Origin of the sequence: Paludibaculum fermentans (genome assembly GCF_051172195.1) — a bacterium.
In the GTDB taxonomy this organism is placed as follows: Bacteria; Acidobacteriota; Terriglobia; order Bryobacterales; family Bryobacteraceae; genus Paludibaculum; species Paludibaculum fermentans_A.
Genome location: NZ_JBPJAQ010000001.1, coordinates 5,202,166 through 5,214,597, shown reverse-complemented (window position 1 = coordinate 5,214,597; position 12,432 = coordinate 5,202,166). Strand labels below are relative to the sequence as shown.

14 protein-coding genes are annotated in these 12,432 nt (G+C 60.7%); 10 read left to right on the top strand and 4 right to left on the bottom strand.

Annotated elements, in window-relative coordinates; genetic code table 11:
* Positions 1-32: 32 nt before the first annotated feature.
* Positions 33-1,424 carry a sugar transferase gene (locus ACR9Y2_RS21050; protein WP_435043626.1) on the bottom strand — a complete coding sequence of 464 codons (1,392 nt, stop codon included), beginning with the start codon at positions 1,422-1,424 and terminating at the stop codon, positions 33-35.
* Between the two features lie 207 nt (positions 1,425-1,631).
* Here ACR9Y2_RS21050 and ACR9Y2_RS21045 point away from each other — a divergent pair, with 207 nt between their 5' ends.
* The 8 genes from ACR9Y2_RS21045 (at position 1,632) to ACR9Y2_RS21010 (ending at position 7,736) form a co-directional block, all read left to right on the top strand.
* The gene (locus ACR9Y2_RS21045) at positions 1,632-2,102 is read left to right on the top strand and encodes an RrF2 family transcriptional regulator (RefSeq protein ID WP_435043625.1); all 471 of its coding nucleotides are present in this window, start codon (positions 1,632-1,634) and stop codon (positions 2,100-2,102) included.
* A 20-nt stretch (positions 2,103-2,122) separates the two neighbouring features.
* Positions 2,123-3,340 (top strand): IscS subfamily cysteine desulfurase, encoded by a 1,218-nt coding sequence (locus ACR9Y2_RS21040; RefSeq protein ID WP_435043624.1) that lies wholly within the window; start codon positions 2,123-2,125, stop codon positions 3,338-3,340.
* A 66-nt stretch (positions 3,341-3,406) separates the two neighbouring features.
* Positions 3,407-3,814, top strand: coding sequence for a Fe-S cluster assembly scaffold IscU (gene iscU / locus ACR9Y2_RS21035; protein WP_435043623.1), 408 nt, complete (start codon positions 3,407-3,409; stop codon positions 3,812-3,814).
* Between the two features lie 63 nt (positions 3,815-3,877).
* Positions 3,878-4,204 (top strand): HesB/IscA family protein, encoded by a 327-nt coding sequence (locus tag ACR9Y2_RS21030; protein ID WP_435043622.1) that lies wholly within the window; start codon positions 3,878-3,880, stop codon positions 4,202-4,204.
* Positions 4,204-4,845, top strand: coding sequence for a Fe-S protein assembly co-chaperone HscB (hscB, locus tag ACR9Y2_RS21025; RefSeq protein ID WP_435043621.1), 642 nt, complete (start codon positions 4,204-4,206; stop codon positions 4,843-4,845). The genes ACR9Y2_RS21030 and hscB overlap by 1 nt, the downstream gene beginning before the upstream one ends.
* Positions 4,846-4,888: 43 nt before the next feature.
* Positions 4,889-6,739 (top strand): Fe-S protein assembly chaperone HscA, encoded by a 1,851-nt coding sequence (gene hscA / locus ACR9Y2_RS21020; RefSeq protein WP_435043620.1) that lies wholly within the window; start codon positions 4,889-4,891, stop codon positions 6,737-6,739.
* 2 nt (positions 6,740-6,741) lie between these two features.
* Complete coding sequence (gene iscX, locus ACR9Y2_RS21015; protein ID WP_435043619.1) at positions 6,742-6,945, top strand: Fe-S cluster assembly protein IscX; 204 nt, start codon at positions 6,742-6,744, stop codon at positions 6,943-6,945.
* Between the two features lie 68 nt (positions 6,946-7,013).
* The gene (locus ACR9Y2_RS21010) at positions 7,014-7,736 is read left to right on the top strand and encodes a hypothetical protein (RefSeq protein WP_435043618.1); all 723 of its coding nucleotides are present in this window, start codon (positions 7,014-7,016) and stop codon (positions 7,734-7,736) included.
* Here ACR9Y2_RS21010 and ACR9Y2_RS21005 read toward each other — a convergent pair.
* From ACR9Y2_RS21005 to ACR9Y2_RS20995, 3 genes are read right to left on the bottom strand one after another with little or no spacing between them, the layout of a single operon-like run.
* Positions 7,733-9,169 (bottom strand): sigma-54-dependent transcriptional regulator, encoded by a 1,437-nt coding sequence (locus ACR9Y2_RS21005; RefSeq protein WP_435043617.1) that lies wholly within the window; start codon positions 9,167-9,169, stop codon positions 7,733-7,735. The genes ACR9Y2_RS21010 and ACR9Y2_RS21005 overlap by 4 nt on opposite strands.
* Positions 9,166-9,699 (bottom strand): hypothetical protein, encoded by a 534-nt coding sequence (locus ACR9Y2_RS21000; protein WP_435043616.1) that lies wholly within the window; start codon positions 9,697-9,699, stop codon positions 9,166-9,168. Before ACR9Y2_RS21000 ends, ACR9Y2_RS21005 begins: the two co-directional genes overlap by 4 nt.
* Positions 9,700-9,751: 52 nt before the next feature.
* On the bottom strand, positions 9,752-10,213 hold the full coding sequence (locus tag ACR9Y2_RS20995; protein WP_435043615.1) for a response regulator: 462 nt from the start codon (positions 10,211-10,213) through the stop codon (positions 9,752-9,754).
* 616 nt (positions 10,214-10,829) lie between these two features.
* Here ACR9Y2_RS20995 and ACR9Y2_RS20990 point away from each other — a divergent pair.
* Positions 10,830-12,017: a response regulator gene (locus ACR9Y2_RS20990; RefSeq protein WP_435043614.1), complete on the top strand. Its 1,188-nt coding sequence runs from the start codon at positions 10,830-10,832 to the stop codon at positions 12,015-12,017.
* A gap of 104 nt (positions 12,018-12,121) precedes the next feature.
* Positions 12,122-12,322, top strand: a complete 201-nt coding sequence (gene rpmI / locus ACR9Y2_RS20985; RefSeq protein WP_435043613.1) for a 50S ribosomal protein L35 — start codon at positions 12,122-12,124, stop codon at positions 12,320-12,322.
* The last annotated feature ends 110 nt before the right edge of the window (positions 12,323-12,432 follow it).

Here is a 12,432-nt window from a genome sequence, read left to right as displayed (position 1 = left end):
AGGAGAGGGCCGGCCGGACATCTTCCATTCTACTACTGAGAGCCTTTGCTCAGCAGCATCACTTTCGCCGTGTGGAAGATGATGTACATGTCCAGCGACAGGCTGAGGTGCTTCAAATAGTAAAGGTCGTACTCGAGCTTGGTGATCGTGTCTTCCACCGTGTCGCCGTACTTGTGGTTGATCTGGGCCCAACCCGTAATCCCCGGTAGAATTGCGTGGCGCTGGTTGTAGAACGGGATCTGCTCAGTGAGCACGCGCACGAATTCCGGCCGTTCCGGCCTGGGGCCGACGATCGCCATATCCCCGCGGATCACATTGAAGAACTGGGGCAATTCGTCCAGACGCAGTTTGCGCAGCCAGCGGCCCAGTGGAGTCACCCGCGGATCGTTCTTCTGCGCCCAGACAGCGCCCGTGCGAGCCTCCGCGTCGATATACATCGATCGGAACTTATAAACGAAGAACTCCTTGCCGTTCAGGCCCACCCGGCGCTGGCTGTAGACGGCCTTGCCCGGCGAGGTTAGGCGTACCAGTACCCAGACGATGGCCATCACCGGCAGGGCAATCAGCAATCCGGCCAGGGAGATCACGGTGGAGTAGAGCCGTTGGATGGCCAGATTGCGGGCGTTGGGTCCAATGGCGTTGGAAAACAATAGCTGGGAGGGCCTCAAAGCGTCGAGAGAAACGCGCCACAGCATGGTTTCATACAGATAGCTGGAGTCTTCCACGGGCACGCCCGCCACGCGGAGTTCCAACAGGTCTTCCATCGGCATGCGGTCGCGCTGCTCCGGCAGGCCCACCACGATCATCGACGGCTTGTGCGCCTCGTAGACCGCCCGCAGCTTGGAGACTGTCCCCAAATAGGGGACCACCCGGGTGAACTCGTCTTCCACCGGCGACTCAGCCAGGTAGCCCACGCAGCTCATGCCGAACTGCGGCTTCTCCTGGATCGTCTTCACGATCGCTTTGACGAGATTGTTCGCGCCCAGGAAGAGGATCCGCCGGCGGTTCCGTTTGCGGATGAAAAGCACATCGTAGGTCAGACGCCAAGCCGGGAGCACGAGGATGGCCAGCCCGCTGCCAATCATCATGTGCCAGCGGCCCAACACCATATCCTTCAATACATAGCTGGCCAGCGACTGGGCCAGAAATGCCATGCCCATGACTAGGCAGAACTGCTGCACGAGACGAAGCCGGGAGATGACCCGCAATTCGGAGTACAGATCATTGAGATACACGCCGACCAGGACGCTCGCCGCCACGAACAGAACCCGCTCCATCCCCCCGTCGTAGAACAGGAAGATGTCGAGGTTGTCCGGCCCCACCAGCGCGTAAGCGCCGATGTAGCAGGCGATCACTAACAAGGTCTCCGATAGAAGCAGTCCAACGACTGAGGCTGGAATGAAAACTTTGAAAATCCGGATCATCCGTGGGCTTTCACCTGTATCAGCAGTTAGTAAGTCTACCATGTATGCCTTTGCAGAATCGTGCCGGTTAGGTCTATAACCCATTGCATTGAGGACCTTTTTAGTCCTAGTTTAAGTGCATGAAGAATCATGCCTCTTTGCGGTTGACGGGCTCCCCCCTGAGTGGTACTTTGGATGTGGGACTGAATTAGTCCGAGATACTGACTCATGCTGAAGCTGACCAAGAAAGCGGACTACGGGCTGATCAGCCTGCGTCACCTGGCCGTTCATGGCCGGGACCGCTCGGCCAGCGCCAAGGAACTGGCGGAAGCGTTCCGGATTCCCGTTCCGGTGCTATCCAAGGTCCTTCAGAAGCTCGTCCGGGAAGGGTTCCTGCTCTCCGAACAGGGGACGAACGGCGGCTACCGCCTCTCCCGGGATCCTTCGACGATTACGGCCCTGGAAGTGATCCGGGCGATCGATGGGCCGATCATTTTAACCACGTGCTTCACAGAGCACGGGGAGTGCGATCTTTCAGATCAATGTACAGTGCGGGAACCGCTTCGCCGCGTGCATGAAGGAATCCTTCGCCTGCTTGACAGCATCACCATCTCAGACCTGTCGGCTGACGAAGAACCGCCCCAATCGGCGCGTGCCGTCAAGACCGGGGTTCTCTCCCTGCCCGTACTGGCCAGTTAGGAACTAAGGAAACGCTTTCGATGCTCAAATTTCCGATTTACCTGGACAATCACGCTACCACCCCCATGGACCCGCGGGTTCTTGAGGCGATGATGCCGTACTTTCTCGACAGCTTTGGCAACGCAGCCAGCCGCAACCACTCCTTTGGATGGGTGGCCGAAGAGGCTGTGGAGAAGGCGCGCAAACAACTGGCTGATGTGATTGGGGCGAACTCGAAGGAGATCGTCTTCACCAGCGGCGCGACGGAATCGAACAATCTGGCCATCAAAGGCGTGGCGGAGATGTATGCCCAGAAGGGCAACCACATCATCACCGCGGCGACGGAACACAAGGCGATTCTCGATACCTGCAAGCGGCTGGAAAAGCATGGGGTGAAGGTGACCTACCTGCCCGTGCAGACCAACGGCCTGGTGGATCTCGACCAGCTGCGCGAAGCCATCACGGACAAAACGATCCTGGTGAGCATCATGTACGGCAACAACGAGATCGGCACCATCCAGGACATCCCGGCCATCGGCAAAATCTGCAAAGAGAAGGGCATCCTGCTGCACACGGACGCCACGCAGGCCGTGGGCAAGATCCCGGTGAACGTGATCTCGGACAATATCGACCTGCTCTCGTTCACGGCTCATAAGATGTATGGCCCGAAGGGTGTCGGCGCGCTCTATGTGCGGCGCAAGAGCCCGCGCGTGCAGCTCACTGCCCAGATGGATGGCGGCGGTCACGAGCGCGGGATGCGTTCGGGTACCTTGAACGTCCCGGGCATTGTCGGATTCGGCGCCGCCGCGGCGATTTGCCAGCAGGTGATGGCCGAGGAATCTGCCCGGCACGCGTTCCTGCGCGACAAGCTCAAGGACGTACTGATGGCGGAACTGGACGAAACCTATATCAACGGCACGATGGAACATCGCCTGCCGCACAACCTGAACATCAGCTTCGCTTACGTGGAAGGCGAAAGCCTGCTGATGGGCATCAACGACATTGCGGTCTCCAGCGGTTCGGCCTGCACTTCAGCCACGCTTGAGCCCAGCTATGTGCTCAAAGCCCTGGGCGCTGGTGATGATCTGGCCCACTCCTCCATCCGTTTCGGCATTGGCCGCTTCACGACGGAAGAGGAAGTGGACTACACGGCGGCCAAGGTGATCGATGTGGTTCGCAAGCTGCGCGAACTGTCGCCGCTCTACGATATGGTCAAGGAAGGCATCGATCTCAGCAAAGTCGAATGGAGCGCTCATTAACCAGCGCGCGGTTGTCACCAAACGGGGAAGTACAGAATCCAATAGGTAAGGGGCTTCGATACTCAAATGGCTTACAGCGATAAAGTTCTCGATCACTACAACAATCCGCGCAACGTGGGCAACCTCGACAAGAAGGACCCCAATGTCGGCACCGGTCTGGTGGGCGCGCCGGAGTGCGGCGACGTCATGAAACTCCAGATCAAGGTGAATCCGGAGACGGGCGTCATTGAGGATGCCAAGTTCAAGACCTTTGGCTGCGGCTCGGCCATTGCGAGCTCCTCGCTGGCCACCGAGATGCTGAAGGGCAAGACGGTGGACGAGGCCCTGCAGATCAAGAACACCTTGATCGTCAATGAGTTGAGCCTGCCGCCGGTGAAAATTCACTGCTCCGTGCTGGCTGAGGACGCTATCAAAGCGGCCATCACTGATTACAAGGCGAAGTCGGTCGCCCCGGCCACGGTGCAAACAGCGTAATCTGAGGAGAGGGGCCCCGGTCATAGCGGCCGCCGGCCCCGAATTTCGCAAATGGCAGTTTCTATGTCCGCGATTCAAGTTACTCCCAAAGCGGTTGAGAAGATTCGCACCGCATTCGCCAAGCAGAACGTGAACGGCGGTTTGCGCCTGGGCGTGCTCGGCGGCGGCTGCTCGGGCCTGAGCTATCAGTTCAAGTTCGAGATAAAGCCCCGGCCCACCGACCATGTCTTCGACTTTGACGGCGTCCAGGTCTTCGTCGATCCCAAGAGCATGGTGTTCCTGGACGGCATGATCCTCGACTACAAAGAGTCGTTGATGCAGTCCGGCTTCGCCTTCGACAATCCCCACGCGACAAAGAGCTGTGGCTGCGGATCGTCGTTCTCGGCGTAATGGACAATCATCACAATTGCTGGCACTGCGGCACACCTGACGCCGGCTCGATCTTCTGCCGTTACTGCAACAGCCTGCAGGCGCCGGTGCCCAACTACTTCGAGTTCTTCGGGATGCCGCTGAAATTGTCAGTGGACTTGTCCCGGCTGCAGAAGCAGTTCTACACGCTCAGCGGCCTGCTGCATCCCGACCGTTACACCCGTCGCAGCGAGCAGGAGAAACGCTACTCGCTGGAAGCTTCGTCGATCCTCAATGACGCCTACCGCGTGCTGCGTGATCCCATCCAGCGTGCGGAATATGTATTGAAGGAAGCCGGTTTTGACATCGGCGAACAGCGCTCCAAGGATGTTCCGCCGGAGTTGCTGGAAGAAGTCTTCGAGCTCAATATGGCGCTGGACGAATTGCGCATGGGTGATGACGAAGTTCTTCCGCAGCTCGACGAGTCGCGCAAGCGGTTTCTGGACATTCTCGTCGAGATGGATGCTGGTCTCGAGCAGCAGTTCCAGAAGCACGATGCGCAGGTGGACGATGATGCCCGCCGCGGCGTGCTGGCCGAGATCCGGCTGACGCTCAACCGGCGGCGCTATATCAAGAATCTCGTCAACGAAGTGGACAAGTTGTTGACGGCACGCAACGCCTGACGGCGGATTGCCGCCCGGCCGGGTGGCGGGAATGGGAAATACGATGAGCACTTTTCAAATCGACTTCTCCAACATCAACAAGAAGCGCATTGTCGGCATCGACCTGGGCACCACCAACTCGCTGGTCGCCTTTATGGACCTGACGGGTCCGCAGGTGATTCCGGGCGCCGACGGCGGCCTGCTGGTGCCCAGTATTGTCAGCCTCAAGGATGACGGCTCATTTGTGGTGGGCGACGAGGCGCGGCAACTGCTCATCGACCGGTCGGACCGCACGGTCTACTCCGTCAAGCGCCTGATGGGCCGCGGAGCCGCCGACGTGCAGGAGGAGACGAAGCTCTTCCCGTTCCGGATCGCGGAAGGCAGTGAACAGGTCATCCGCCTTGCGCTGGGGGGCCGCCAGTTCACTCCGCCGGAGATCTCGGCGCAGGTGCTGCGGGAATTGAAGCAGCGCGCGGAAGCATTCCTCGGGGAAGAAGTGACGCAGGCGGTGATCACCGTCCCGGCCTACTTCAACGACGCCCAGCGCCAGGCGACGAAGGACGCCGGCCGGATAGCGGGGCTGGAAGTGCTGCGGCTGGTGAACGAACCCACCGCTGCCTCGCTGGCTTATGGGCTGGATAAGCGCAAGGACGGCGTGGTGGCTGTCTACGACTTGGGCGGCGGCACGTTCGACATCTCGATCCTGCGGCTGCACGAAGGCATCTTCGAGGTGCTGTCCACCAATGGCGATACACACCTGGGCGGCGACGACATCGACAACCGCCTGCTGTCCATTGCACTGGAAGAGATCGCCACGGAATGGGGCGAGGATATTTCGCATAGCGGCGAAGCCGTGCAGACCGTGCGCCGCGCGGTAATCGAAGCCAAGGAGCGGCTGTCGTTTCTGCCGCTGACGGCGATTGATGTCGACTTCAAGGGCCGCAAGTATCAGCGCGAGATGACGCGCGAGCTGTTCGAGCAGATCATCAAGGACATCGTCGACCGTACCCTGGGCCCCTGCCGCCAGGCGATGCGCGACGCGGGCCTGGAGCCGGAAGGTATCGACGAAGTGGTGATGGTGGGCGGCTCGACCCGCATTCCGCTGGTGCGCTCGGCGGTCTCGACTCTGTTCCGCGCCAAACCCCACACCGAGTTGAATCCTGACGAAGTGGTCGCGCTGGGGGCCGCCGTGCAGGCTGCCATTCTTTCCGGCGATGTCCAGGACAAGCTGCTGCTGGATGTCACGCCCCTGTCGCTAGGTATTGAGACGATGGGCGGTGTGGTGAGCAAGCTGATCCACCGCAATTCCACGATCCCGGCCTCGGCCACTGAAGTGTTCACAACGTCTGTCGACGGGCAGCAGAACGTGCTCATCCACGTGTTGCAGGGCGAGCGTGAGTTGGTAAAGGATTGCCGTTCCCTGGCCCGCTTCGACCTGAAAGGCATCGATCCCATGCCGGCTGGCATGGCCCGTATCGAGGTGCGCTTCCTGATCGACGCCAATGGCATTCTCAGTGTCAGTGCGCGCGACCTGCGCAGCGGCACTGAGCAGAGCGTGGAAGTGAAGCCTTCCTATGGCCTCACCGACGAACAGGTGGAGGCGATGATCCTCGAGTCGTATGAGAAGGCCGAGGAAGACTTCGCCGCCCGCCAGGTGCGCGAAGCGCGGGTGGAAGCCGACACCATTCTGGCCGCCGTGGACAAGGCACGCGCCAGCGATGCCTGGATCGACCTCAGTGACGAAGAACGCGCCGCGGTGGACCTGGCGCTGAACGAGCTCCAGATGGTGTATCACGGCGAGGATCACAACCTGATCCGCAACTGCATCGAGAACCTGGATGGAGCCACGCGCAAGCTGGCCGAGAACATGATGAACACCGCCGTGCGTGCGGCACTCAAAGGGACCAAGATCTAGCCATGACCTGGAACGACTTCGAAGACATCGGCATCGCACTGTTCGAACAGAACCCGGAACTCGACCCGCTCACCGTTCGGTTTACAGACCTGCATAAAATGGTGACCAGCCTTGACGGTTTCGACGACGACCCGGAGAAATCCAACGAGGCCAAACTCGAAGCGATTCAGATGGCGTGGCACGAAGAATATACGGACAGTCAATAGCCTTATGGAGTTGCGCAGCCTGCGGCGTCTTTGCACAGACGCCTGACCCGGCCCGGCTCCTGGAAGAGATGCATGCCGCTGAACTCGCCAATCGCGTTCAGGCGGCCCGTTTCGTTTACACAGAAGACGTCCGTTACAAAGAAACCCTGCCGGACGGCGGGTTGCGCGGCACCAACTGGGTCACGTATGAGGTCACATTTCTCGAAGGCGAGCCGTACAATCGGAGGATCGCCATCCGCGGCGAACCGCTGACCCAGGAGCAGGCGGAAGAAGAAGAGAGCCGCTACCGCAAGGTGGAGCAGTACCGCCAGCAGACCCCCGTGGACGAGCGCCGTCGCCGTTACTTCGCGGCCGAGGAGAATCGCTTCAAGATCGATACCACGCTGGTGCTGCGGTATCACCAGTCGCGGTTTCTGGGCGAGCAGCCGATGCAGGGCCGTGAAGCGTGGGTGGTGGAGACTTGGCCGCGCCGGGGTGCGCCCAGGGCCAGGCGCCGGGCCGAGTGCAGCCTCGACATGAAGATCCGCTACTGGATCGACAAACAGACGCACATGCCCATCCACATGGAGGGCGAATGGCTGCGCGACTTCGACGGCGCGCCGAAGGGCGCCACGGTGATCTCTGACAGGATTCCGGTGGATGGTGTATGGCTGCAGCAGCGGATCGTCAGCCGGGGCCGCCGCAAGGCGGGCAAGATCCTGCTGGCTTATGAGAACGACCAACGCTATTCAAACTTCAAGAAGTTCCAGGCTGACGCGAAGCTGCTGCTGGACGACCGGGAGCCGCGCTAAGCGGACTGCTGGTTCTTCTTCGGATGCGGCGGCACGAGGTCTGTTTCGGGGCGGCCGGTGCGGCCCAGGATCCGGTAGAGCGTGGCGCGCCCAATGCCCAGGATTTCGGCAGCCTTCGTGCGGTTGCCCTGCATCCGGTCGAGCACTTCCTGCACATAGCGGCGTTCCACTTCCTCCAGCGGCACCAGGTCTTCATCGGCCGAGAACGTAATGGCGCGGCTGCCTTCCAGCTTGTAGCGCGAGATGGACTCGGGGAAGTCCTCGATGTCAATGACATTGCCCCGGCACATCATGGCGCAGTAGTTCAGCGAGTTCTCCAGTTCGCGGACGTTGCCCGGCCACGGATAGCGCCAGGCCAGGGCCTTCGCTGCCCGGCTCAGCACCAGGCCGGGTTTGCCGAACTGCTCTCCAAAACGGGTAAGGAAGTGGTGCACCAGCAGGCGCAGGTCGTCCTGGCGGTCGATGAGGCGCGGCAGCCGGAGCTCGACGTGCGCCAGGCGGTAGTAGAGATCCTCGCGAAACAGGCGCTCGTCGACCATGGTCCGCAGGTTGCGATGGGTGGCGCAGATGATACGGACATTCACCTTGCGCGGAGTGGGATCGCCGATCCGCTGGAACTGGCGGTTCTGGAGGACACGCAGCAATTTCGCCTGCACCGAGACCGGCACTTCAGCGATCTCATCCAGGAACAGGGTGCCGCCGTCAGCCGCTTCCACCAGCCCCTTCTTCGTGTCCACGGCGCCCGTATAGGCGCCGCGGATATGACCGAATAGCTCGCTCTCGAAGAGGCTCTCCGGCAGCGCTGCGCAATTGCAGACCACGAAAGGGCCTTCGCACACGGGGCTGAGTTGATGCAGGACGCGGGCCAGCACTTCCTTACCGGTTCCGGTCTCACCTGTAACGAGTGCGGTGGAGTAGTGCGGGGCGATGCGCTGCATCCGGCTGAAGACTTCCATCATGGCCGGACTCATGCCCAGGAGTCCTTCGCACTGTGAGATCTCGACCAGCTTCGATTCCAGTTCGTGGGCCGCGGTGCGGCGCTGCTTCTGCTCAGTCCAGGCGATAATCTTCTGGCGCAGTTTATCAATAGAGATGGGTTTGGTGAGGTAATCGAAGGCGCCGCGCTGGATAGCCTCCACAGCGGAGTCTGTCGAGTAGTGTGCCGTGATCAGGATCACGTCCGTCTCCGGGCTCAGTTGCTGAATCTGATCCAGCAGTTCGAGACCGCGCACATCGGGCATGATGAGATCGAGCAGCACCAGGCCAGGCGGATGAGCCTTGATGATTTCGAGGGTAGCCGCACCTGTCTCGGCTCCTGTGATAGTGACATCCAAACCTGACAGCACTGCCTTGAGCAGCGCGATCGCCGCGGGGTCGTCATCGGCCACGAGGATCTGCCAGCGATTACCGGGGCCGGATCTCGGCTGGATCACGTATTCCCTTCCATGGTCCCGCCACCCGATCTGAGAGCCGTACTGCCCTGGGATTCACCCGGGCGCGCGTCATCGGCTTGAGCGTGGGCTTCAGCGGGAGCGGTGCCAATATTGACGGCAATTGCGATTGCCCTGGATACTCCGTCGCGGGCACGAGTCAAGTATTCCGAGGCGAGGGAATCACCAGTGTCCAGCTCCGCGGAGAGTAGCTCCAGGAAGCCGGAGGCAATATTCAAAGGGCCGAGGATATCGTGTCTGAGGCGGCATGCCTCGGCCTCACCGTACATCACTCTCTGGTCCGACATCGCATCGAAAGTAAACCGCAGAATGGGCCTGAGCGCAAGGGCCTCCTGTCTGACAGAGTGGAATTCGGGTAATACTGAGCGCAATTCTCCGTCAACGCGTCGGAACATCCACCACAAACTCAGCAGTCCCAGGGCAGGCAGGACGAGCGCCAGCTTGAGCAGCAGGGTGGGAGCCTGCAGCAGCGCCGCAGCCAATCCTACAAGGCCCGCGGCGAGTGCGAGCATGGGCACGCGGCGAGGCAGGACACGGGCATGCCCGAACGGGGGCGGCGCCGGATTACGCACGCAACACCGCCGCGACTTTGTCTAGAAGACCGTCGATGGTAAAAGGCTTTGGCAAATATTCCGCACTGAGAATTTCGCGGCCTTCCACTAAAATGGAGTGTTTCGGGATGCCGGAGGTAAACAGCACTTTCACGCGGGGCCTGGTGCGGCGAATCTCCTCCGCGATGACGAGGCCGCTGCTCCTGGGCAGATTCAGGTCAACCAAGCAAAGGCTGGGCTCGTCCACTGAGTTGAGCAGGAGCGTGCGCATTTCAGTCACGCTGGTTGCGCCGGTCACGCGGTAGCCGTGCCTCTCGAGAACAATTGTAATGAGACGCAGGATTCCTTCGTCGTCCTCCAGCACTACGACCCAGGGCGGCTCGCAATCAGGTGCTTGAGCCCAGACCATAACGGGTTGCGGATCATGGCGGTTTCCGGATCCCGAAGCCGGAGATCCGTTCCAGGCATCGCTCATGTAGCTCCTCCCGCCGGCCGCTGCCCGGTCCTGGTTCCGGGTTGACCGACCCGGGCATCCAGCTGTCGCAGCGTCGCGGCGTGTTACCGGTCGACCAAACCGGCTCCGGCCTTCCCTGCCGGAAGTTCGTCTTCCCTTACGCCCGGCGATTCCCGGGATTGAATCCATACCCACTCGGACTCAAACGATTCTACTAGCAATACTAGTACCTAATCGACAGATTTGAGCGAGCAACTTAGATCTACTGAAAAAAATGGTTTCGCTCGCCACCGGCGCTGGCTTCCATTCCGGGAAGGGCCGCTACCCTCCGTTCTGAATCGTGACGGCATTGTCTCAGTTCGAGGCACCCCTGCAATTCGGGTTCCGGCGAATGGCCGCCTCACCTTACGGTTACTCAATGCTTTGAATGACCTGGGCCCAATTGGCCGATAGCGTGCATGTTCAATAGCGGCGGGTTTCCGAAAGTCCGGAAGTCAACACCAGCCGGGTATCAAGAGAGAGCAACTGGTGGTCGGAAAGGCCGGCCGAAACCGAACGAAGGGATGAGTCTCCGGGCAGAACGGTCCAACGTGCCGGGCTCGGCTCCAGGAAGCGGGCGGCCAAGGAGTTCAGACAAGTGTCCAGTTTTCCCTTCATGGAGCAAGGTGGTCCGCGGCTTTACCAAGCACAGCCGGACCACCTTACCGCGGTCTCAGAGACGACCATGACCAATCCCGACGAAACCCAATTCCAAATTGCCGCACTGGACCATATGGATCGTCTGTGCGCCATTGGGCGCGATGCCAGCCGCCTGACGCACGATCTGAACAACCAATTCACGACGATTCGTGGTTTCTGCGAGATCATCCTGGGGAATCTTCCGCACGACCACCCGCTTTCCGACTTCGCACAAGAGGTTTCCCGGTCCTGTGGGCGCGCACTGGAGACGCTGAGGAGACTGCCTGTCTCCCCGGCGCCTCCAGTGGCCAGGCTCGAATCGTCGGCCTTGCTCGCAGCCCTGCTGGAAATCATCTCCGACGCACCGGCGGAATGGCCGGCGATTGAAACCAGCCTCCCGCAGAGTGAGATCGCGATCAGGGCGTCAAGCGAGGAGTTGGCCAGTATCCTCGCCGAGCTGATGCGGTTCGCTTGCGGCAATTCGGCACCGTCCGGCAAAATCACCATCACGGCCCAATTGTGTGAAGGAACGGCGAAGCTGCAGTTCCTGCTTTCCAAGCCGTTGGGAGCATGGAACTCAGGCAAGGACGGCCGGATCGGCGTCCTGATGGTGACGGCGGGGCTTGATCGGCTCGGCGGCAGTCTCGTGACGTCGTCCGTAACGGGCGGCGAGGCGGCACTCAAGATCACATTGCCAGCTTGTTACCGGCAGACAGCACAACCGCCCAGCCGTCCCGCCACGCGTCAATCCGCGAGTGTGCCAGGCGGCGATCCGCCTTGTGTCCTGGTTGTGGATGACGATGCCCCGTTCCGCTCCCAGATCCGTAGCTATCTGACGGGCAAGGGCTACCAAGTGACCGAAGCGGCTAATGGCAATGATGCGCTGGTGCAGTTGGGTCATGCCCGGCATCATCTGGTGCTGCTGGACATCTTCATGGCGGAACCGGACGGATTTGAGACACTGCGCCGTATCCGGAAGGTCCATCCCGCATTGCCGGTGGTGGTGATGTCGGGGGCGGCGCTGGAGTATCTGCATGCAGCCACGCTGTTGGGCGCAGCCGAAGCGATCTCCAAGGCGGAAGTCTCTGACAGGCTGGCCGGAATCGTTCGCGATCTGACGGTGCGGCAGGCTGCCACAGCCCGCTAAAACGTTGGCCTAGTTCGTAATTCCTAACTCGGTCTCCGTGCTAAACTAAGAGGGATCCTCACCCTGCGCGGCATCAGCCCGTGGGTATCACCAGGACAAAACCAATGGCAAAGCTCAAGCTGAAAACACACAAAGGCGCGTCCAAACGGTTCAAGAAGACCGGGACTGGCAAGATCGTTCGCAATCATGCGTTCGCCCGCCACATCCTGACCTCCAAGTCCCGTTCGCGCAAGCGTAAGCTCGGTCAGTCTGTGGTCGCTGATGCGGCCGATCAGGCCAAACTGTCCGAGATGCTGCCCTACTAAGGGCGTAGGGCGAGCGCGCCGAGCGCGGGGCACGTGCCCGAGCCGCCGCCCGTCAGGCCCCGTAAGGAGCCTGTTCAACTCCGCCTCTTTTTGTGGCGGACCCCGTAGCC